The sequence below is a fragment of the Acinetobacter higginsii genome, assembly GCF_000369845.1.
Taxonomy (GTDB): Bacteria; Pseudomonadota; Gammaproteobacteria; order Pseudomonadales; family Moraxellaceae; genus Acinetobacter; species Acinetobacter higginsii.
In genome coordinates, this window is the sequence record NZ_KB850216.1 from 39,810 (window position 1) to 62,683 (window position 22,874).

At 40.9% G+C, this 22,874-nt stretch carries 21 protein-coding genes; 12 read left to right on the forward strand and 9 right to left on the reverse strand.

Annotated elements, in window-relative coordinates:
- Window positions 1-84: 84 nt before the first annotated feature.
- The 5 genes from F885_RS06665 to F885_RS06645 form a co-directional block, all read right to left on the reverse strand.
- The gene (locus tag F885_RS06665; RefSeq protein WP_005319255.1) at window positions 85-915 is read right to left on the reverse strand and encodes an SIR2 family NAD-dependent protein deacylase; all 831 of its coding nucleotides are present in this window, start codon (window positions 913-915) and stop codon (window positions 85-87) included.
- Between the two features lie 42 nt (window positions 916-957).
- Window positions 958-1,953 (reverse strand): DNA polymerase III subunit delta, encoded by a 996-nt coding sequence (holA, locus tag F885_RS06660; RefSeq protein ID WP_005319259.1) that lies wholly within the window; start codon window positions 1,951-1,953, stop codon window positions 958-960.
- Window positions 1,954-1,962: 9 nt separating this feature from the next.
- A complete protein-coding gene (locus tag F885_RS06655; protein ID WP_004804322.1) occupies window positions 1,963-2,472 on the reverse strand; it encodes an LPS-assembly lipoprotein LptE in 510 nt (169 codons plus the stop codon).
- Between the two features lie 87 nt (window positions 2,473-2,559).
- On the reverse strand, window positions 2,560-5,184 hold the full coding sequence (gene leuS, locus F885_RS06650) for a leucine--tRNA ligase (RefSeq protein ID WP_005319262.1): 2,625 nt from the start codon (window positions 5,182-5,184) through the stop codon (window positions 2,560-2,562).
- A 143-nt stretch (window positions 5,185-5,327) separates the two neighbouring features.
- Window positions 5,328-5,675, reverse strand: coding sequence for a DUF4124 domain-containing protein (locus tag F885_RS06645; protein WP_005319264.1), 348 nt, complete (start codon window positions 5,673-5,675; stop codon window positions 5,328-5,330).
- Between the two features lie 508 nt (window positions 5,676-6,183).
- Between F885_RS06645 and F885_RS06640 the strand changes: the two genes are divergently transcribed.
- The 4 genes from F885_RS06640 (at window position 6,184) to F885_RS06625 (ending at window position 12,585) form a co-directional block, all read left to right on the forward strand.
- Window positions 6,184-7,908, forward strand: coding sequence for an acetolactate synthase 3 large subunit (locus tag F885_RS06640; protein WP_004804328.1), 1,725 nt, complete (start codon window positions 6,184-6,186; stop codon window positions 7,906-7,908).
- Window positions 7,908-8,399, forward strand: a complete 492-nt coding sequence (gene ilvN / locus F885_RS06635; RefSeq protein ID WP_004804329.1) for an acetolactate synthase small subunit — start codon at window positions 7,908-7,910, stop codon at window positions 8,397-8,399. Before F885_RS06640 ends, ilvN begins: the two co-directional genes overlap by 1 nt.
- A 122-nt stretch (window positions 8,400-8,521) precedes the next feature.
- Window positions 8,522-9,538: a ketol-acid reductoisomerase gene (ilvC, locus tag F885_RS06630; protein WP_004655853.1), complete on the forward strand. Its 1,017-nt coding sequence runs from the start codon at window positions 8,522-8,524 to the stop codon at window positions 9,536-9,538.
- A 983-nt stretch (window positions 9,539-10,521) separates the two neighbouring features.
- The gene (locus F885_RS06625; protein WP_005319268.1) at window positions 10,522-12,585 is read left to right on the forward strand and encodes a putative bifunctional diguanylate cyclase/phosphodiesterase; all 2,064 of its coding nucleotides are present in this window, start codon (window positions 10,522-10,524) and stop codon (window positions 12,583-12,585) included.
- 66 nt (window positions 12,586-12,651) lie between these two features.
- Here the strand turns inward: F885_RS06625 and F885_RS06620 are convergent, their stop codons facing one another.
- A complete protein-coding gene (locus tag F885_RS06620; RefSeq protein ID WP_005319271.1) occupies window positions 12,652-13,797 on the reverse strand; it encodes an alpha/beta fold hydrolase in 1,146 nt (381 codons plus the stop codon).
- A gap of 221 nt (window positions 13,798-14,018) precedes the next feature.
- Here F885_RS06620 and F885_RS06615 point away from each other — a divergent pair, with 221 nt between their 5' ends.
- Window positions 14,019-14,393: a hypothetical protein gene (locus F885_RS06615; protein WP_005319274.1), complete on the forward strand. Its 375-nt coding sequence runs from the start codon at window positions 14,019-14,021 to the stop codon at window positions 14,391-14,393.
- Window positions 14,390-14,593, forward strand: coding sequence for a helix-turn-helix transcriptional regulator (locus tag F885_RS06610; protein ID WP_005206827.1), 204 nt, complete (start codon window positions 14,390-14,392; stop codon window positions 14,591-14,593). The genes F885_RS06615 and F885_RS06610 overlap by 4 nt, the downstream gene beginning before the upstream one ends.
- A gap of 11 nt (window positions 14,594-14,604) precedes the next feature.
- On the opposite strand, the gene F885_RS06605 is transcribed toward F885_RS06610, so the two are convergent.
- Together F885_RS06605 and F885_RS21125 are read right to left on the reverse strand one after the other, a co-directional pair.
- The gene (locus F885_RS06605) at window positions 14,605-15,036 is read right to left on the reverse strand and encodes a GNAT family N-acetyltransferase (protein WP_005206836.1); all 432 of its coding nucleotides are present in this window, start codon (window positions 15,034-15,036) and stop codon (window positions 14,605-14,607) included.
- Between the two features lie 110 nt (window positions 15,037-15,146).
- Window positions 15,147-15,380, reverse strand: a complete 234-nt coding sequence (locus tag F885_RS21125; protein ID WP_004804338.1) for a hypothetical protein — start codon at window positions 15,378-15,380, stop codon at window positions 15,147-15,149.
- A 237-nt stretch (window positions 15,381-15,617) separates the two neighbouring features.
- Here F885_RS21125 and F885_RS06595 point away from each other — a divergent pair, with 237 nt between their 5' ends.
- From F885_RS06595 to arsH, 5 genes are all read left to right on the forward strand, one after another.
- Window positions 15,618-15,845 (forward strand): hypothetical protein, encoded by a 228-nt coding sequence (locus F885_RS06595; RefSeq protein WP_005206838.1) that lies wholly within the window; start codon window positions 15,618-15,620, stop codon window positions 15,843-15,845.
- A 192-nt stretch (window positions 15,846-16,037) separates the two neighbouring features.
- On the forward strand, window positions 16,038-16,463 hold the full coding sequence (gene arsC / locus F885_RS06590; RefSeq protein ID WP_005206840.1) for an arsenate reductase (glutaredoxin): 426 nt from the start codon (window positions 16,038-16,040) through the stop codon (window positions 16,461-16,463).
- Between the two features lie 40 nt (window positions 16,464-16,503).
- Window positions 16,504-16,824: a metalloregulator ArsR/SmtB family transcription factor gene (locus tag F885_RS06585; RefSeq protein WP_005206842.1), complete on the forward strand. Its 321-nt coding sequence runs from the start codon at window positions 16,504-16,506 to the stop codon at window positions 16,822-16,824.
- Between the two features lie 6 nt (window positions 16,825-16,830).
- Window positions 16,831-17,856 (forward strand): ACR3 family arsenite efflux transporter, encoded by a 1,026-nt coding sequence (gene arsB / locus F885_RS06580; RefSeq protein WP_005319279.1) that lies wholly within the window; start codon window positions 16,831-16,833, stop codon window positions 17,854-17,856.
- Window positions 17,857-17,871: 15 nt separating this feature from the next.
- The gene (gene arsH / locus F885_RS06575; RefSeq protein WP_004804349.1) at window positions 17,872-18,576 is read left to right on the forward strand and encodes an arsenical resistance protein ArsH; all 705 of its coding nucleotides are present in this window, start codon (window positions 17,872-17,874) and stop codon (window positions 18,574-18,576) included.
- 325 nt (window positions 18,577-18,901) lie between these two features.
- Here arsH and F885_RS06570 read toward each other — a convergent pair whose 3' ends face one another.
- Window positions 18,902-19,996, reverse strand: coding sequence for an AraC family transcriptional regulator (locus tag F885_RS06570; RefSeq protein WP_032859577.1), 1,095 nt, complete (start codon window positions 19,994-19,996; stop codon window positions 18,902-18,904).
- A 263-nt stretch (window positions 19,997-20,259) separates the two neighbouring features.
- On the opposite strand from F885_RS06570, the gene F885_RS21270 reads away from it, so the two are divergent.
- The coding region (locus F885_RS21270) for an ESPR-type extended signal peptide-containing protein (RefSeq protein WP_005319285.1) at window positions 20,260-22,874 on the forward strand (2,615 nt) is incomplete at its 3' end.

Consider the following 22,874-nt stretch of genomic DNA (forward strand, 5'->3'; position numbering starts at 1 on the left):
TGGACTTAGTATAAAAGTGAAATAAGGATAAAGCGTGAATATTTTTAATCTAGAATGAGAATTATTTGCTTTTTTGCCGATAAGTTATTCTATAAAAATCTGATAAATACTACGCACTCCTTGTTCGGCTGTTGTTGCAAGGGCGATACCACCTTGTACTGGGAGCGTATATTCACGTAGGTTAATTCGAATCAGACCTGGCGCAAATTGCTCACTAAAATAACGCACGGTTGGAATGGCTGTACCCGCACCCATTTCTATCACAACTGGACGCTGATGATCTTTTAGAAAAGCTTTTAAGCGTTTTGCCTGCTGATCATGTTGGTGGCTTAACCAACCCATATCATTGAACATTAAGATATTTGGTCGTGCCAGACCGCTACAGTGTGGGCATTGTGGCAATTGCCCCCGCCATTGACAGTCTTGATGATCGATTTCTGGCCTTAATTTATCTGCGGGCCAAATGGTCGGTGTACATGCGTCCAGACATTGCAGATGATGAATCGAACCATGACATTCATAAATGTGATCAGGATTAAATCCCGCTTTTTGAAATTGGCCATCGACATTCGAGGTAAATACAAAAGTGGGTAGATCTAATATTTCTGCCAGTTGCTTCAGTTGTAGAAAGCCTGAATGGGGTGTGGTCTGACGATACAATGCCAGACGGTGTCCATAAAATCCCCAAGCCAAACGAGGATGCCGTTTAAATGCGGATGGATTGGCAATTTCAGTGAAATCGATACGTTGTTTACCTAGCTCGGGATAGGCTTGCCACATGCCCTGATTACCTCGAAAGTCAGGCAGACCTGAATCGACGCCCATACCAGCACCTGCACTGATGATCAGGCTGTCAGCTTGTTGGAATAGATTTTTGATCTGCTTGATTTGGTCAGGGCTTAAATGGAATGACATGCGTTGATCCATTATTCTTATTATGTGATGGAGATGAATGCTCTAAGCAGGTTGAGCAAACAGTGTAGTACCACACAGTTCAGCTAAGGCTTGTAGCATCAGCTGTTCTGGATTTTCTTTGGACATACCTTTGATCGCAGCATCAATACGCAACAATAAATCAGACCAAGTTAGGAATTGTCGCGGATTTAAACGACGTAGAGCTTGTTGATATTGTGATACTTTGGTTTTCCAGATCCCAAGTTGAATCGCATTATGTGGCTGTTCAAATAGCTGCATCAGTAAGCGCATTTCTTTGCTTAGGGTCCATAAAATCAGACTATCAGGCTCACCCGCAGCGATTAGATATTGGTAAATCTTGACTGACTGCGCCAAGTTTCCAGCAAGCAAGGCATCACTTAAATCATAAGTTGTATAACGCGATTGGTCCTGTAAGCAGGAATACAATTGTTCAATCTGAATCTGTTGGATATCGGGGAAAGTATCCGCAACCCGCATTAAACTGTTTTTAGCAGCCAACAAGTTATGTTCATGATGCTGCATTAACCATTGCCAAGCATCATGATTCAGTTGAATCCCCAGTTTTTCGGCTTCGATGCTTAAAATACGTTGTCGGTCTTGTGGGTAGGTCGCCGTCAGCGCAACCACAACACCATTGGCTTCGACCACTTGGAAAAAAGCCGACTTTAAACTGCTGCTGTCTTGCTTCGGTAAAACAATCAGTAAGAGGTTATGTTCATTATGTTGAATATAATGCTTCAGCAGTTTTAAGCCGTTGGCATCGGGTTTGATATTGCCATGTACTTCAATTGCAAGTTGTTGCGAAAATAGCGATAAACTGTTGAGTGCATTAAAGACATTTTTCCAGTCATTGACGCTACTAATGTCATAACGTTGGCGTTCAACGTCTTGTTGTTGCCAGCTTTTACGAAAAGTGTCGAGCAGATTTTGTTCAAGCAAAGGCTCTTGTCCATGCATAATCCATGCACCGCGAGCCTCATCAACACGTTTTAAGGCTTGAACATAATCTAGTTTCATAATGACAAATTAAGGTTGAGCTTTAGGTAAACGATTGGCTGCGATTTGACGCGTAATTTGCTGCGCCACATCATCAATCACAATACGGTTTAGATAAGCTTCTTGTTGGTTATCAGTGTTGACCGTTGCCACGTCGTATTGATAGGTACGAGAAGCGGTTAAGGTACGGGGTTCGGTAATTTTTTTGCCTTGGCGGTCTTCAATCTGGAAGGTCACTGTTAAACGTAACAACACTTCTGTCAATTTACCATTCAGTAATTGGCGGCGAGGGGTGTAATCCAATATACGAAGTACATAAGCATCATTGGCATTACTCAGTTGAACACCGGTCGCGCTGAGATAAATACTAAGCTTATTTTCAAGTTCGCTTGTACTCGCAGGCATGGCGAGCGTGAGTTTGTTATAGACCAGTGGCGCTGCTGTTGGATTACTTCCCTTTAGATGAAAGCCACAGCCGACTAAGCCTGCACTTAGGCCTAAAGTGAGTACGATAGCAGCTGCACGTTGCGCTAAGTGCATATTTATTCCTCGAATGAAATCTCTTCTAATCCCTTTTCTTATAGAAGGGGGAAACCTCTCTTTTTTAAGAGAGGTTAGAAAGGATTATTAAACTACTAAGTTAACAAGTTTATTTGGTACCACAATTTCTTTCTTGGTAGGGCCAGTCAAGAATTGTTGCACTTCTGGTAAGGCTTTTGCCAATGCCAATAAATCATCTTTTGAGATATCGACTGCGACGTCTAACTTACCACGAAGTTTACCATTCACTTGTACAACAATCGTTTGTGTATTACGGGTTAACGCTGACTCATCCACTTGCGGGAATTCGATCGTCGTTAATTCCAAACCAAACTGAGTTAACAAAGTTTGACTCAAATGTGGTGCAAATGGTGCAAGTAAGGTGAGCAATGTGGTGATTGCTTCACGTGCAACAGCTACATCATTGTCATCTTTTGCTTCGAACTTATTGCTGGCATTGAGTAATTCCATCAATGCGGCAATTGCCGTGTTGAACGCATGACGACGTTCGATGTCATCACCCACTTTTTGGATGGTTTCATGGGTTTTACGACGTAAATCTTGCGCATCTTTTGATAAGTTTGCAGTATCGATCGCTGTTGCTTGATTGCCTTTTTCCAAGAAGCCTGCAGCCAAACGCCATACACGTTTCAAGAAGCGGTTAGCTCCTTCAACACCTGCATCAGACCATTCGAGTGATTGATCTGGTGGTGCAGCGAACATCATGAAGACACGAGCAGTATCTGCGCCGTATTGATCAATAATCGCTTGTGGGTCGATACCGTTGTTTTTTGACTTAGACATTTTTTCTTGTCCGCCAATCACAACTTCCTGACCATCACCTGAATATTTCGCAGACAGGATACGACCTTTTTCGTCACGTTCTAATTCGATGTCAGCAGGGTTGAACCAAGTTTTCTTGCCGTTTTCTGCTTCACGGTAGAAGGTATCTGCCAACACCATGCCTTGAGTGAGCAAGTTGGTAAATGGTTCATTACCTTGTACCACACCTTCATCACGCATCAATTTATGGAAGAAACGTGCATAAAGTAAGTGCAAGATTGCATGTTCAACACCACCGATATATTGGTTCACAGGAAGCCAGCTTTGTGCTGCTTCAGGTTTTACCATACCGCCAGTAAAGTCTGGAGAGGCATAACGTGCATAGTACCAAGAGGATTCTACAAAGGTATCCAAGGTATCGGTTTCACGACGAGCATCGCCACCACAGCTAGGGCATTTGGTTTCGTAGAATTCAGGCATCTTGTTCAATGGGTTACCTGAACCATCTGGAACCACATCGGTTGGTAATACCACAGGTAATTGATCTTCTGGAACAGTGACTTGACCACAGCTGTTACAGTTGATCATTGGAATTGGGCAACCCCAATAACGTTGACGAGATACACCCCAGTCACGTAAACGGAATTGAACCTTAGAATTTGCTAAAGCTTGTGGTTCTAATTTTGCAAGGAAGGCATCAAAAGCAGCTTGGAATGCTAAACCATCAAACTCGCCCGAATTAACCAATTTGCCATCTTTCGAGCCGTACCATTCTTGCCATTCAGTTGCAGAATACGCTGCATCATCAGCATCTTGGGCATCGATCACTTGTTTGATTGGCAAGTTGAACTTATTGGCAAATTCAAAATCACGTTCGTCATGTGCAGGAACCGCCATCACAGCGCCTGAACCGTATGACATCAATACATAGTTGGCAATCCAAACAGGAAGTTCAGCGCCAGTCACTGGATGCTTAACAGATAAACCTGTTGCCATACCTTTCTTTTCAGCAGTGGCTAAATCTGCTTCGGCAACTGAACCCATACGGCATTCTTCAATAAAGGCTGCAAGTTCAGGATTGTTTTCAGCCGCTTTTAGTGCCATTGGGTGTTCTGCTGCAACAGCAACATAAGTCACACCCATCAAGGTATCCGCGCGCGTGGTATAAACAGTTAGGCCATCTGCATAGATTGCTGGATTGGCAGAAGGGAAGGTAATTTCCATTCCCGTTGAACGACCAATCCAGTTACGTTGCATGGTTAAGACCTGTTGTGGCCAACCATCTTTTAACGTATCTAAATCGTCTAATAATTCTTGTGCATAGTCGGTAATGCGGAAGTAGTACATTGGAATATCGCGTTTTTCAACTAATGCACCTGAACGCCAACCACGACCATTTTCAACTTGTTCATTCGCAAGTACGGTCTGGTCAACGGGGTCCCAGTTCACGGTTGATAACTTACGATAGATCAAGCCTTTCTTATAAAGTTGTACGAATAACCATTGTTCCCAGTGGTAGTACTCTGGTGTACACGTTGCAAATTCGCGATCCCAGTCGACAGACAGACCCAATTTTTTTAATTGGTCACGCATGTAGGCAATGTTTTCAAAAGTCCATTTTGCTGGTGCAACTTGGTGAGCAATCGCTGCATTTTCAGCGGGTAAACCAAATGCATCCCAACCCATTGGTTGTAATACTGTTTCGCCTTTTAAGCGATGGAAACGGCTAATCACGTCACCAATGGTGTAGTTACGCACATGCCCCATGTGCAGTTTGCCACTTGGGTACGGGAACATCGACAGGATATAGCGATGTTTGCCCTCTACAGTGTCTGCAACTTTAAAAACTTTGCGATTGTCCCAGTCTTGTTGAACTTGAGGCTCAATGGCACTTGCTTGATATTCGGAGTCAATGTGAGAAGTCGTCATAGGGATATGCGATACAACAAAAAAGTAAAGTTAAGATTGCTGCACAGCATAGCGCAAAATTGTAGGAAATGTCAGTTTTTAGATCGGGATTTTATCTGCAAGGCCGCCGTGTTGAAGATGACCTTGCAGGTTTAGATCGCTATTTAGCGCTCTGATGATGCTGCGGCAGGAGGAGGACTTTGTGGTTTAACTGAGTTCGCTGGAGTGGATGGCGCTGTCGGCGATGTTTGCTGTGTTACATTCGGTGTGACTTCAGGATTCGCTTGATGGCTTTGTTGATTCGTTGGATTGGTGCTTTGATGGCTATTGCCATACGTTGAAACTTTGTCCAAACGTTTTGCCCCTTTCGGCGGTGGGGTGGTGGTGTAATGGGTTGAACCATTGGCATCGACCCATTTGTAATATTGTTGCGCATAGTTTTGGCTGGAGCAGAGTAGCAATGTTGTTGTCGCAATTGTGTATAAGATTGTTTTTAAATAAGATATTTTCATATTTGATCTCCCCAAGAGAATGCTGAATATATTCGATCAAAGTGTCTAAATAAGCAGTTTACAATGCCTATTTTAAAGCAAAAAGAAAATAGTTTTTTGATAAATGGGCGTTTAACAAGACCAAATTATTCTGTGAAATGTGTTTAAAAAAACGGCAGCTAAAAAATATTCGTTAAAATCCTTTTCTTTGTTCTTGACATTGCTTATGAAAGAAACAAGAATGCTTTCTCAAGTTTTATATGTGTTTATTTGATCACCCTTCGAATAAATGTCATGGCTTGCAATGGACATTCTTTCTAGCCGAGAGAATGATTTTTTGAAATATGCTTATCCCAGCACATTTTGATTCGAGATGTCATCAAGTTTATACGGCTGATGAGTCTCAGAAAATTTTTCCTATTGCAGCAAAAACGAGTAGAATACGCACACTTATAAGAAGTGCAAAAGTTAATGAATGAACACAATTTATGTCTCCCATAAATTGTGCAAAATACTAGGGTGAATCACGTTGGAACTTTTATCTGGTGGTGAAATGCTCGTTCGTGCGCTTGCGGACGAAGGCGTAGAGCATGTTTTTGGGTATCCAGGCGGCGCTGTATTACATATTTATGATGCGCTATTTCAACAAGACAAAATTAACCATTACCTCGTGCGTCATGAGCAAGCTGCTGGTCACATGGCAGATGCATACTCACGCGTAACAGGTAAAACAGGTGTGGTACTGGTCACTTCTGGACCAGGCGCTACCAATACCGTCACTCCAATCGCAACAGCCTACATGGACTCAATCCCAATGGTGATTTTGTCTGGTCAGGTTGCAAGCCATCTTATTGGAGAGGATGCGTTCCAAGAAACCGATATGGTTGGTATTTCTCGTCCAATCGTAAAACACAGTTTCCAAGTGCGTCACGCAAGTGAAATTCCTGCAATCATTAAGAAAGCATTCTATATCGCTTCGTCTGGCCGTCCGGGTCCAGTCGTTGTTGATATTCCGAAAGATGCGACCAACCCTGCAGAAAAATTTGCCTACGAATATCCAGAAAAAGTGAAGATGCGTTCATATCAACCGCCTTCACGTGGTCACTCAGGTCAAATTCGTAAAGCGATTGATGAGTTGATTACGGCTAAACGCCCAATGATTTATACGGGCGGTGGTGTTGTTCAAGGTAATGCATCTGGCTTATTGACAGAACTTGCACATTTATTAGGTTATCCAGTCACTAATACCTTAATGGGTTTAGGTGCTTTCCCTGGTAACGATCCACAATTCGTGGGAATGTTAGGGATGCATGGTACCTATGAAGCCAACATGGCAATGCATAATGCAGATGTGATTTTGGCCATTGGTGCGCGTTTCGATGACCGCGTAACCAATAACCCTGCAAAATTCTGTCTCAATGCCAAAGTGATTCATATTGATGTTGATCCAGCAACCATTTCGAAGACGATTATGGCGCATATCCCAATTGTGGGTGCGGTAGAACCTGTACTTCAAGAAATGTTGGCTCAATTGAAACAAATGAATGTATCTAAGCCAAACCCTGAAGCAATTGCAGCATGGTGGTCTCAGATTAATGAGTGGCGCAAAGTACACGGCTTACGTTATGAAGCAGGTCAAAATGGTGTAATGAAACCTCAGCAAGTGGTTGAGGCATTAGATCGTGTGACCAATGGTGAAGCCATCATTACTTCAGACGTTGGTCAGCATCAGATGTTTGGTGCGAACTACTACAAATACAAACGTCCACGTCAGTGGATCAACTCTGGTGGCTTAGGCACCATGGGTGTTGGCTTGCCATATGCAATGGCTGCGAAGTTAGCATTCCCAGATCAGCAAGTGGTTTGTATTACTGGTGAAGCATCGATTCAGATGTGTATCCAAGAATTATCGACATGTAAGCAATATGGCTTGAATGTGAAGATCCTTTGCTTAAATAACCAAGCCTTGGGCATGGTAAAGCAATGGCAAGACATGAACTACGAAGGACGTCATTCAAGTTCTTATGTAGATTCATTACCAGACTTTGCCAAGTTAATGGAAGCTTACGGTCATGTTGGTATTCAGATTGATCATGCGGATGAGCTGGAATCTAAATTAGCTGAAGCGATGGCAATTAATGATAAATGTGTATTCATTAATGTCATGGTAGACCGTACAGAACATGTATATCCAATGCTGATTGCTGGGCAATCAATGCAAGATATGTGGTTAGGCAAAGGGGAGCGTACATAATGAGACATATTATTTCTGTACTCGTTGAAAATGAAGCTGGTGCGCTTTCTCGTTTGGTGGGGTTGTTTTCTCAACGTAATTACAACATTGAGACACTGAATGTTGCACCAACCGAAGATGAAACCTTATCTCGTTTAACCTTAACGACTTATGGCGATGATCACAAAATTGAACAAATCACCAAGCAACTGAATAAATTGGTTGAAGTGGTAAAAGTGGTTGATTTGTCAGAAGGTTCACACATCGAACGTGAATTGATGTTGATCAAAGTGAAAGCCTTGGGTGCAGCACGTGCGGAAATTAAACGTACAGCTGACATCTTCCGTGCCCAAATCGTTGATGTAACACCAACGACCTATACCATTCAGATCGCAGGTACAACGGACAAGATTGATGGTTTTATTGATGCGCTTGCAGAAAATACCATTCTTGAAGTTGTACGCTCTGGTGTATCAGGCATCGCGCGTGGCGAAAAAGTTTTAACAATTTAAGTTTTTAAAAACCCTCATCCCAACCTTCTCCCAGAGGGAGAAGGAGTTCCCTCTCCTTGGGGAGAGGGTTAGGGTGAGGGGGAAATACCCAACATATTTTAAAGTTTTCATGGAGAAAACAGATGCAAATTTTTTACGATAAAGACTGTGACTTATCAATCATCCAAGGCAAGAAAGTTGCAATCATTGGTTATGGTTCTCAAGGTCATGCGCACGCACTTAACTTGAAAGATTCTGGCGTAGACGTAACTGTTGGTTTACGTGCTGGTTCTACTTCTTGGAAAAAAGCTGAAAACTCAGGTCTTAAAGTTTCTGAAGTTCCAGCTGCGGTTGCTCAAGCTGACTTAGTCATGATTTTGACGCCAGATGAGTTCCAATCTCAACTTTATCGTGACGTGATTGAACCAAACATCAAAGAAGGTGCAACTTTAGCATTTGCTCATGGTTTCTCTATTCTTTATAACCAAGTTGTTCCACGTAAAGACTTAGACGTAATCATGGTTGCACCGAAAGCACCGGGTCACACGGTACGTTCTGAATACCAACGTGGTTCAGGTGTTCCTGACTTAATCGCGATCCATCAAGATGCTTCTGGTAATGCACGTAACGTTGCACTTTCTTATGCTTCAGGCGTAGGTGGTGGCCGTACAGGTATCATCGAAACTTCTTTCCGTGAAGAAACTGAAACTGACTTATTCGGTGAGCAAGCAGTTCTTTGTGGTGGTGCGGTTGAATTGGTTAAAATGGGCTTCGAAACTTTGGTTGAAGCTGGTTATGCACCAGAAATGGCTTACTTCGAATGCTTACATGAACTTAAGTTAATCGTTGACTTGATGTTCGAAGGTGGTATCGCAGACATGAACTACTCAGTTTCTAACAATGCTGAGTACGGTGAATATGTGACTGGTACTGAAGTAATCAACGAACAGTCTCGTGAAGCAATGCGTAATGCATTGAAACGTATCCAATCTGGTGAATACGCGAAGATGTTCATCCAAGAAGGTGCGTTGAACTATCCATCAATGACTGCTCGTCGTCGTCAAAATGCTGCACATGGTATCGAAGTAACGGGTAATAAGTTACGTGCGATGATGCCTTGGATTCAAGCGAACAAAATCGTAGATAAAGAGAAAAACTAATTTCTCGAATCAATTGATTTGAACGCGAAGACCCACTCTATTTGAGTGGGTTTTTTATGTTTATCTTTACGTGCCTCAAAAAGATGAAAGCAGTGCTTTCATCTTTTTTCGTACCTTGGATTCAAGCAAACAAAATCGTAGACAAAGAAAAGAACTAATTTTTTCTAAGTCAAATAAAGACCCTTGTTTATTCAAGGGTTTTTTATGGAAAATCCTAATGTTACGTACGTTAGCGAAGCATAGCTTCTCTCTTGCGTAGGGGAAAAGCGATGCTTTTCTATTTCCCTACTCATGCCTTGGATTCAAGCGAACAAGATTGTTGATAAAGAGAAAAACTAATTTCTCGAATCAATTGATTTGAACGCGAAGACCCACTCTATTTGAGTGGGTTTTTTATGTTTATCTTTACGCGCCTCAAAAAGATGAAAGCAGTGCTTTCATCTTTTTTCGTATCTTGGATTCAAGCAAACAAAATCGTAGATAAAGAGAAGAACTAAGTTCTAGTTTAATCTTTAAAAGCCTTTGTTTGTACAAGGGCTTTTTTATGGGCTGTGATAACAGAGTTATAACAATATAGCTTGAAAAATAAGCTTATATTGTTTATGTTTTGATCATATTGTTGCTCATTTGCAGCGATGATTTAAACTAAAAAGTGTTGCATGCTTTGGGGTATCTGCACGATTAAAAACAAACAAATTGAAATAACTTAAAAATTAAAATGATTTAGCAAAATAAAATGAGTCTTTTGGTAAAAAAAATGTAATAAAAAAACAAGATTTTTCATTGGTTTGAAATGAAAATGTGCTTTTATTCTATTGATTTATAAAGTGAAAAAGACTTGACCTTATGCTAGATGATGTTATTGTTAAGGAAAGTTTATGAATACCATATTCATGGCTTCTTTGGGTGTAAAACGTCGTTCGGATTTCGGGCATTTTGCTCATCATATAAAAAAAAGTACTGAATAATCATGGAAGTCCTTTATGGTTCACGTTGATTACGATAGCACATTGGTCATCGTTTCCATTTTGGTTGCAGTCGCGACATGTTACGCTGCAGTTTCGATGGAAGAACTCGTTTTTAAAGGTGCTTATAAAAAGTTTGAAAAAAGCATTTTGATTGCGAGCGGGCTAATCTTGGGGTTAGCGATATGGTCAATGCACTTTGTGGGAATGCTGGCTAGCCATTTGCCGGAAGGCTATCACTTTGATGTTAATTTAACTGTACTTTCTTATTTGATTGGCGCAGCTGCCTCTATTTTTGCTGTTTGGCTGACCTCAAGACCGACTTGGCCGATACCACGCTTAATCCTTGGCGCTGTATTTATGGGACTCGGTATATCGGGGATGCACTATACCGGTATGGCCGCATTGAGCATTGAAAATCATGCCATGCATTATGATCCTTTACTGGTGTTGTGTTCTGTATTGATTGCAATCAGTGGTTCAGGCTTAAGTTTCTTTTTCATTTTTAAATATAAAACCGCAGTTACCTACCGTACTTTACTCAAAGCAGTGGTTGCCGTGTTAATGGCGCTAAGTATTGTTGGCATGCATTATACGGGTATGGCTGCGACTTATTTTGATGAAAGCCTAGCGCAAATCCTGACTTCTGAGCAGACAGAGCAAAGCGTCTTATTATTTACGATTATCTTTATTACCAGTCTGGTGTTAGTTGCAGGCTTTGCGGTTGCCGTACTCGAAGCACGGTTAGAAGAACGCAATGAACAACTTACGCTTATCAACAAAGAGCTTGCTACCCAGTCCTTACATGATGCGCTCACAAAGCTACCGAATCGTTTATACCTGACTGAACATGCCGAAGTGGTGTTTAATCATCATCGCTTAAATGGCCAGAAAGCAGCATTTTTATATATTGACTTAGACCGTTTTAAATCCGTGAATGATGCTTTTGGGCATCATATTGGTGATCAGCTACTGATTCAGATGGCAAACCGTTTATACACTAAGCTTGGTGATAATCATAAGCTGTTTCGTATTGGTGGTGACGAGTTTGTTTTAATTTCGGAAGATACAGATTTCAATGAAGCAATGCAGCTTTCAGAAGATATCTTGCATTGCATCCAAGAAACCTATTTGATTGCGGCAAAAGATATTAATATTTCTGCCAGTGTCGGGATTGCCATGTATCCTGAACATGGCACCAATGTTCAAGACTTACTGATTAATGCTGATGTTGCCATGCTGATCTCAAAAGATCAGGGCCGTAATACCTATACCATGTTCCATACAATGTCAGATCAGCAAGATGTACGTAGTCAGTCTAAATTGATCAATGATCTGTACAAAGCCGTCGATGAACAACAATTTGTATTGTTCTATCAACCTAAATTTACATGCAATTATGAAGTCTGTGGTGTTGAAGCCCTGATTCGCTGGAAGCATCCAACACTGGGACTGCTGACCCCGCAAATGTTTATTGAAGGGGCAGAGAAAACGGGTTTGATCATTCCAATGGGGTATTGGGCACTGGAACAAGCCTGTCAGCAAATCCAGAAATGGGAACGAAGTAATAGTCCGTTTTATCCAATTGCTGTTAATCTCTCTGCATTACAATTCGAAAATAAAAAGCTATTTAGTGTCCTCGAACAATTATTAGAACAATACCAAATCCAACCGCATCATCTCATTCTTGAAATTACTGAATCCACGGCTATGCATCATATTGATTCCAGTATTCGTACTTTGGAGCGTTTGCGTAAGCTTGGCATCCGCATTGCGATTGATGACTTTGGCACTGGGTATTCAAGCTTCTTATATTTAAAAGATTTACCTGTCGATGAACTCAAAATTGATCGTGGCTTCTTAATTGATCTCAAACCAAATTCAAAAGAAGAAGCGATTCTGGAAAGCATTATCCATTTGGCTGCAAAATTAGGTTTAATTGTCACTGCAGAAGGGGTAGAGACCCAACAGCAAGCAGATATTTTGACCAGTCTCGGCTGTAACCAGTTACAGGGTTATTTATTAGGTACACCTGTCAATGTTGAAGGTTTGGTATTGCATCGTTATCAGCATTTTGCATGATTAAGCGAGATCGATATTAAAAAGCTGCCGATGATGGCAGCTTTTTTGTTTTTAGTATGAAGCAATTTATTCAGAACGTGGTGCTAACCATTGTGTGACCACAGGCCAGACCAACTGTGGTGCTTGACTGCCTGAGACGAGGCCCATATGGCCACCCGGTACAATTTCAAATTGCTTGTCGCTGCTGCTGATTAAATCCATGAGTGGGCGTACTGCTTCTGCGGTGACGATAATGTCGCTACTACCGCCAATTGCCAGTACTGAACAATCGATGTCTTTTAGATTCGCGCTTTGCTCACCAAATTGAACAGAACCTGTTGATAGCTCATTATCAATCCAGAAACGCAAAATAATATCGCGCATGACACCACCAGGGTAAGCCAGCATATTGTCCACAAAAGAGCTTGAGGTAGCATGGTTAATCACAAATTGGCGATCATCGAGGTTCTTTAACAACTCCCAATAGTTTTTAAAGTTTCCAATCGGATCGGTGAGTTTAAACCCCAAGGTATTTTGCCAGCCATGAATATGAAAGACACGGCTGGGTACTTGGTGAATACGGAATTTGGTATTACTGCGAATCCATTGCGCAGGAACGGTGAGACGCTGATAAAACTTGCCCATATAACCTGATTTATGCGTGTTAATCGGTGAGGCTAAAATCATCAGGTTTCGAATATTTTTATCTTGTGATAAGGCTGTATAGCAAAGCGATAACGCCCCACCCAAACTCCAACCAAACAGTGACAGTTGTTGTTGAGCACTATGCTCTCGAATCTTTTCGATAAAGTCTGGCATAAAAGTTTTAACGTAAGTGCCAAGATTATATTTGGCTTGACGTAGACTCGGCGTGCCCCAGTCAATCAGATAAACATCAAAACCTTGGGCTAGAAAATAACGGACTAAGCTGCGATTTGGGAACAAATCGTAGATCAGCATATTGGCTGCCAAGGGTGGCACGATCACCAATGGAATACGATGCTTGACCGTGCTGTCAGTCGCAGCTGTGTAGTGACGTAGGCTGATGATTTCACGCTGGTACACAATATCAAAAGGTGTTTTGCCTGAGAGCGCAAGCTGTTGTCCACGTAAAATACGATCTCGCGCATTAGAGAGGATCTTGCGTGCTTGACGGCTCGCAGGGCTATTCAGCATTTTTTGCGCGGTTTGTGTTTTGAGAAAACTGCGTTTAACTTTTGGCGATTGAGTCATGTGAACCTAAAGCTCGAAGGTTACTATTCAGTAGGCGCATATTAGAAGAAAAAGTAAATTTGCTCAGTGACTCATTTGCTTAACTTGTCTTTCAAAATGATCAATTCGACGAGAACCAGATGACCAGTTTTCTGTTTAAGAATGAAAAATATGTAAAGTAAGCTTTACATTGAAGAGTTGAACTCATATATTAATGTAAAGTTTACTTTACATGGTGGGTTATGAAAAACTATCGGAATTCATTTGAGTTGATTGCTGCAATTGCACTATATATCGTGGTTTTGGTGGGATCATTAAAGGCATTAAATTTTATTGAGATACAATGGCTTAAAATTGTTGTTTCATTAATGCCAATATTGCCTGCACTGATGATTGCATTGATCATTATTAAGCAATTCAAACGTTTTGATGAGTTGCAGCAAAAGATACAATTGCAAGCCTTGGGTCTTGCTTTTGTTGGCACTGCTCTCATTAGCTTTAGCTATGGATTTTTAGAAAATGTTGGATTTCCAAAATTAACCATGTTTATCATTTGGCCGATGATGGCAATGCTTTGGTCTATTGCTACAGCGGTTGGAACTTGGAAATATAGATGAAGAATAATTTACCCGATTTAAGAAAGCACAAAGGTTGGTCACAAAGCGACTTGGGGGATTATGTGAGCGTGTCAAGGCAAACTATTAATGCCATAGAAAAGGGTCGCTATGATCCCAGTCTGTCATTAGCCTTTAAAATTGCACATGCATTTGGTCTGAGGATTGAGCAAGTATTTATTTTTGAGCAAGACTCAGCTTAGCTCAAGTTCGTTCAAGCTGTAATTTGTAGATGTAAAAGCGGATAGGGGTTACCTTGACCATCAAGTTCGGAACGACTCACAGTATGGAATCCCATTTTCTGATAGAAGTTAACCGCTTGCAGATTTTGCTCATTCACATCGACTTTATAGATTTGAAGTTGTTTGACTGCAAAATCGAGTAAGGCTTTACCAATCCCTGATCTTCGATACTCAGGCAGAATAAACAACATTTCAATATTGTCATCACTGGTACCTAGAAATCCTACAATCTGTTGATCAATCACATATTTATTTAGCTGAACATGATGGAAATATTCATTCAAAATTAACGGTTTTAATTCAGCAATCATGGTTTCTGGTAAAAAATCATGGGTCGCTCGGACTGATTTTTCCCATATATTTAATAAAGTAAGATGGTCATCCTGAGACGCTTTGATAATCATGTCGTGACTACATTTAAAATATTTAGAGCTGTCAATTTTCTACTATTTGATTCGGAATTTCTATGTTTTAGTTCCGATAGGAAAATGATACTGACGCTGGGTGATTTAGATTATTCTAACTCGAGTTGGTGATCATCTTTGGTGACTTTAATTTTCAGTTTCTTATATTTACGCTTATTGGGATCAAGGGCTGAGTTTATGACCTCATCGGCAAAACGCTGATCCTGCATTAGTGTGCCATAGGTCTTATAACCTAAAATAATTCGGGTCGGCCGATAGCCATTTCTCGTCACATAATAATTAATGATGAGATCTAATTCTGTTAAAAGACATGTATCGTTCATTGTGAGATATCGCTTTTAAGTGGCTTAAGCAGCATAGTCTATACAGGAAAACTTATCTAGCTGATGTTCATTGATTTTTGCTGAAAGTTAGAGCTGTCATAAAAGTGTCATCTAAAAACATTATCGTGATTTATATAATAAAAACTGCAATAACAAAAATTGAGAACGACTTATCCATAGAACTTTAGATTATTTTAAATAAAGGGGCGGGACTTAGAAAATTGAGGAGTTGTTTATATGCAGAATAAAGTGCCCACAATACGAGACCAAAAACCGCTGAATCATCGTTTGAATGTGTTACTTTCGGCTTATCAGGCCTTCTTAGTTGCTAAAGGTTTGGTCAACAGTGAATTTAGTCGTCTCATCTTTGTTGATAATTATACCCAAACCTTAAAATTCAACCTTTATGATGATGAACTAAAGAAGCAACTGATTGATGAGTTAGAACGATTTAGCTCATTTTAGGATGCGTTTTCATCCGTTATCAATCTAAAGCGCTCTTCGCCAAACAGTAATCATTGAAAATTTATAAAATCTTATTCATATGACTTTAATCATATATTTTTAGGTATCTTCATTTTGCTTTAATATATGGATTTACATATATATGGTAAAACATATATATTGGTTTCATTCAATTTATCAGATTAGCACGTCATGTCAGACATCATCATTTATCACAACCCCGCGTGTGGTACTTCCCGCAATACATTGGCTTTAATTCGAAATACTGGGGTAGAACCAACCGTGATTGAATACCTTATTACTCCACCAAGCCATGATGAGTTGGTTGGATTGATTCGGGATGCACAATTAACTGTCAGAGATGCAATTCGCCAAAATGTTGAGCCTTATCGTGCGTTGGCACTTGATCGTGAAGATTGGAGTGATGCTCAACTGATCGAGTTTATGCTTGAACATCCCATTCTGATTAATCGTCCCTTTGTGGTTAGCACGTTGGGCACACGTCTTTGTCGACCATCGGAACTTGTACTCGACATTTTACCATTCCCTCAAAAAGGCGCATTTCGCAAAGAAGATGGCGAACAGGTGATTGATGAACATGGTCAGCGAATTCAGTAAATAGGTGCCGTGAGATTACAGATTGAAAGGGGATCGAGAAATGCAAGCTGTTGATTTTTTTAAATGCTTATCAGATGAAACAAGGTTAAATATCGTGATGTTGGTAGCCCAGCATCAGGAGTTGTGCGTCTGTGATCTGACTGAAAAACTACAATTAAGCCAACCGAAAATTTCGCGTCATTTGGCGTTATTACGTGCTTCGGGTTTGTTGCAAGATCGCCGTCAGGGGCAATGGGTGTATTACCGTATCAATCCACAACTACCAGCTTGGGGGCATGAGATTTTATCGGTTTTGGAGATGCAAGCTGTGACCCTATTTCCAGACCTGCACAGCTTAGCACCCAAAAATTGTTGTGATTAAAATGCCATGAAAACACTGTCCTTTTTAGATCGTAACCTAACGCTCTGGATTTTTATCGCCATGGCTGTAGGCATTGCCATTGGTATTTTTATGCCACAAGCCTCAGTCAGCTTAAACCAAATGAGTGTCGATTCAGTCAATCTCCCGATCGCAATCGGTTTGATTTTGATGATGTATCCACCCTTAGCCAAAGTGGATTATGCGACCTTGCCACAAGTGTTTAAAGATAAGAAAACCTTAACTTTATCCTTGGTGCAGAACTGGATTATTGCGCCTGTTCTGATGTTTGCATTAGCCATTATTTTTTTGCATAACTATCCAGAATATATGACAGGACTGATTCTGATTGGTTTGGCCCGTTGTATTGCGATGGTGCTGGTCTGGAATGGTTTGGCTTGTGGTGATAATCAATATGTCGCGGCCTTGGTTGCCTTCAATAGTATCTTCCAGATTCTATTCTTTAGTACTTATGCTTGGTTATTCCTCACGTTTTTACCGCCGTACTTTGGTATTGCAGGGCAAGTGATCCATATTGATTTTTGGACCATTACCCATGCTGTCTTGGTGTATCTGGGTATTCCATTTTTGCTTGGGTTTCTGACTCGTTTGATCTTGGTACGCGCCAAAGGTTTAGACTGGTATCAGCATGTGTTTTTGCCCAAGATCAGCCCGCTCAGCTTGTTGGCTTTACTGTTTACCATTGTAGCGATGTTTAGCTTGAAAGGTGGAGAGGTTGTGAGCTTGCCTTTAGATGTACTTCGTATTGCGATTCCATTGACCATTTACTTTGTACTCATGTTCTTTATCAGCTTCTTTATGAGTAAGTGGATAGGCAATGGCTATGCCAAAACGACAGCCATTTCATTTACCGCAGCAGGTAATAATTTTGAGTTGGCATTGGCGGTTGCGATTGCCACCTTTGGTTTGGCTTCACCTGTGGCATTTACCACGGTGATTGGGCCATTGGTTGAAGTCCCTGTATTGATTGCGCTGGTCAGTGTGTCTTTGTGGCTAAAAAAGAAATATTTTTAAATCGGTGTAATTGTAATGACGCTCCCAAATATTGATGTAAATCTTCTTGATCAACCTACATTGGAAAAAGTTCAAGCTAAAGCGCTGGATCATGCACCCCGTATTTTATTGTTATATGGTTCGAATCGTGAGCGTTCCTATAGCCGTTTAGCGGTGATGGAAGCGGGTCGAATTTTGGAGGAATTTGGTGCAGAAGTAAAAATATTTCATCCTAAAGGGCTGCCTTTACCAGAGGATGCAGATAGTGAGCATCCCAAAGTAAAAGAATTGCATGAGTTGTTAGCATGGTCAGAAGGCATGGTGTGGTGTTCACCTGAACGTCATGGTTCCATGAGTTCGATTTTTAAATCGCAAATTGACTGGATTCCTTTGGCTGGCGGCGCAATTCGTGCGACACAGGGAAAAACCTTGGCACTTATGCAAGTGAGTGGCGGTTCACAGTCTTTTAATAGTGTTAATCAAATGCGTATTTTAGGACGTTGGATGCGGATGATTACCATCCCAAACCAGTCTTCAATTCCGAAGGCTTTTTTAGAGTTTGAAGAAGATGGACGCATGAAAGCATCTTCTTATTACGATCGTATCGTAGATGTGATGGAAGAGCTCTATAAATTTACCTTGCTTACGCGTGGGCAAAGTCTTTATTTAACCGATCGCTATTCTGAACGAAAAGAGTCTGCAGAAGCGTTATCAAAACGTGTGAATCAACGAAATCTATAAGACGAATAAATAATAAATAGATCGAGTTAAAATTAAAAAGCCCCAGTTGCCTAATTCGGGGTATCGGCAACTGAGGGTAAACTGGGTGCTATCTAAAATAGCGAATTTTATTTAATAATGAATAATGCAATTCATTATTAATTTACTCTTTGAATAAAAAGCCTCAGTTGTCTCATTCAGGGCAAAACAACTGAGGATGAAATTGAGTTTTTATAATGTATCTTCCTTTTTTAAATAATGGAATAGTTTAGGTAAAAAATGCATATTATGTATAATTTTGTGGTTAATGGTGTTGAATGTTAATTTAATCAATATTCAACATACCTTATTCTTTATATAACTTCTTAGATTGCTGTATATAAAAATTTTTAATTGAAACTCGTTGTTCCCGAATATAATCACTCGGTTTTTTTCCTGTCCAACTTAAAAATGCTCTAGAAAAGGCACTGATATGGCTATAACCGAGTAAATCAGAAATTTCTTGAATATTACGATTCGAGTCAATCAGCTTTTTGGCAAGTTCGAACTTCTTTGATTGCAGCAGAGCGGAAAAGGTCGTATTGGCAAGAGATAACTCTCTTTTTAAGGTTCTTTCTGATAATTTTAATTTATCTGCAACATCGGTCAGGCTTGGAAAACCTAAACCTGGAGTAAATTTTAATTGCTGGTTCACTTTTAAAATAATTTTATTATCCTGATCTTGATAGAAAAGGTATTCCTTATTCACCATTTCCATTGCAAGTTGGTAGGCACTATTTGAACTAAAGGTCAGGGGGAGGTCTAAGCATTTTTGGTCAAAGGTAATCTGATTGTAGTCTTGATTAAAATGAAAATTGGGTAAGCGTTTTTCATAAAGTGAATGATAAGCCTCTTTATCCCAAGTCACATGAATATTGACACTAGTTAAATTAAAGTTGGTGACCATTTGTAGGTTATTCACAATATCAATTAAAGCACTTTCAATAAAAAATTTATTTACAGTATTTTTCTTACTTTCATTTAAATGAACAGGAAGTTGATAAAGTGGATTAAAGCGAATGATAATTTTATTATTTTTACTGAGTACCGACAAATCCATTTTATGGATACGCATACTATAGTATTTCTGTAAATCTACCAGTACTTTACCAATCGAGCTATTGGTAATAATGACAAAACCGAGTGCACCATGCGAGGTGAGTTTACAGTTTAAGCCAAACTGATAACCGACCGCTTTGTCGGGTAAAAGTTCTAATAGTCGAATAATAATATCTGTCCATTGGTCAAAACTTATACGTTTATGGTTGTTATTATCAGTCAGTAACGATAACGGAATCTGGCAATAGCGAATGACTTCAGCTTTTGGGACACCAAATGTTGTTGCGGTATCCACAATTAATTTTAAATAATCGTTATGGATGTTAAGTATTTGTTTTTTCATAGCATAGAAATAAAAAGGTTTTGAATGTCGAGATGACACACTTATACCTGAGCCTAAATATACAGTTGTGATTTATTCTTAAAAAGTCCCATTATGTTTATTATTTTTGTTGAATATGTGCTTAATTATGCATTTGAGGAATAATTCATTAAAATTACCAAAAATGTGATGTAATTGTTAAAAATGTAGCATGATTGTTAATTGTTTGTAGGTATTATTTTTTTATATTCGTGCGGGTATGAACTACATAAAAGTACCTATTTATGAATAAAATCTATCGCTTGGTCTGGAACAAAAGCCTAAATATATGGACCGTGGTTTCAGAAAACGCCCGTGGCGTAACAAAAAAACGAAATGTCGCTGCAAATACCTCAATTAAAACAGCAGTTTCATTATCTAACTCTCAATATCAACACGTTCTGCTTAGACCGAGCTTAATTGTGATTGCACTCAGTTCTGTGTTTTTTAGCACAGGGGCTTTTGCTGCTACAAATACAGGTGGTGGAGCTTCCAGTAATGGGTCGAGTATGGCCATTTCGCCGTCTAATGACCAATGTAGTGGTATGGGGGGACAGGCCAGTATTACCAATGGAACAACAGGAAATGGTGGTGGGAGTGTTGCGGTGGGATGTGGTAATAACATCTCAGGAACTGACTCAACTTGGCAGCAAGGACTGGTGAACCGTCGCGGTACGGGAAATGTTGCTTATGGTGCTGGTGTACCGACCGGAAATACGGGTGGGGTACTTACAGGCTCGACCGCTGTAGGTCGTCAAAATACGATTAGGGGGGGTGGAGGTGCAACAGTAGTCGGAACGGCTAATAATTCAAGTTCAAGCAGTAATTTTCATAATGTGTTGATGGGACAGGGTAACAGTGCAGTTGGGACAGGGGGATATAACACCCTGATGGGAGTGGGCAATCAAATTGTTGATGATGCTGCATCTAATCCAGATGGAACAGGCGTAGGGACTAATAGCATTGCAATTGGTATTGCCAACCGAGTGACTGGTCAAACCTCAATTGCTTTTGGTCGTCAAAGTTATGCCGATGCAGATTATTCAATTGCTCAAGGTAATGTGGCAACCGTCAATAAAGGTGCGACAGGGGGGATCGCTTTAGGTTTTTCAGCCACTGTAGATGGAAAGCAAGGTGTAGCGATTGGTAGTGCTTCTGGTGTCCGAAATTATGATCCCGCGACATCTGCACGAGCCAATGAAGATGCTGTTGCAGTCGGAACAAGAACCAATGCAAGCACACTTGAATCTGTAGCCATTGGTGCCGGCAGTGAAGTAACAGGAACAAATATTGGACTTCAACAACAGATCGGGAATCGCCGTGGGACAGGAACTAATAATTATCCATCAGGCGCGGGAAACTATGCGAGTCGAGGAACTGCAGTAGGTCAAAATAATAAAATATCTAACCTTGGTGGAGGGACTGCGATTGGAAGTAATAACACAATTAGCCCAGCAGCCAATCCAAGTTCAGCAGGTTATAATATTGTAATTGGTCAAGGTAACCTTGCAAGTGATGCTTACAACACGGCATTGGGGATTGGGAATGACGTCTCAAAAGGGACTTCCAATACAGCAATCGGGGTGAATAACATAGCCAATGGCAATACTGCTATTGCAATGGGTAGAGGGACGAATGCTTTAGCTGATTTCTCTATCGCACAAGGAAATACTGCGACTGTGGCATCTGGTGCAACAGGAGGGATTGCTTTAGGTAACTCGGCAAACACGACAGGGGTACGTGGGATTGCAATTGGTAGTAGTACAGGGGGTGCACAGAACGATACAGCTTCGGCGCCAAATGCCATTGGGACAGATGCTATTGCTTTGGGTACTGGTGCAAAAGGTACAAGTGATAATGATATTGCGATTGGGCGTAATGCTGCGACAGCAGCAGGATCAGGCGGCGACAATATCGCGATGGGGAATGGAGTTGTAACAGGTGCAACTGGCAAAAATGTAGCAATTGGTTCTGAAGGAACCACTGCCAATTCTAGAACTGGTGATGGCGGTGCAGTCTCTATTGGTCGAGGTCAGCGTGCGACAGGAGATGGGGCTGTTGCAATTGGCGACCCTAATGTCGCTAATGGTGATGGTGCAATTGCATTAGGTAAAGATAACATCGCGGCAGGCGATACAGCTGGAAATACCGTTGCCAATGGGGCTGTTGCATTGGGTTATGAAAACCAAGCCATTGGCCAAGGCTCAGTCGCTTTGGGTCATACCTCTGTTGCAGCAGCAGCGGGTGCTATTGCATTAGGTGATAATGCCAATGCACAAGCAAGCCGTGGTGTGGCACTGGGTTCTAATGCTGTGGCGACTAATGCAAATGATGTGGCGTTAGGTTCTGGCTCAGTCACTTCCGCAGCCAATCCAACATCGAATGGTACAGTTGGAGACATTACTTATAACTATGCAGGCACCAGTCCAAGCAGTGTGGTGAGTGTGGGCAGTGAAGGCAACGAACGCCAAATTACCAATGTTGCGGCAGGTCGTGTCAGTGAAACAAGTACCGATGCAATTAACGGTTCACAACTTTACTCAACCCAACAAGCATTAGGAAATCTTGCTGAGTCAACCGCAAATCATTTGGGTGGTGGTTCAACCGTGAATCCAGATGGTTCAGTAACTGCACCAAGCTATACGGTAAATGGCAATAATGTCACCAATGTTGGCGCAGCGATTTCAGAACTGGACAAAGGCTGGAATCTGCAAAGTAATGGCGCTAACGGAGCACCAATCAAAGCAGGTGACACGGTTGATATCGGTACAGTTGCAGGCGAAGAAAATCTGACGGTGACCAAAGATGGTAACAATATCAAATATGGCCTAAACCGTGATCTGAAGGTAGACAGCGTTCG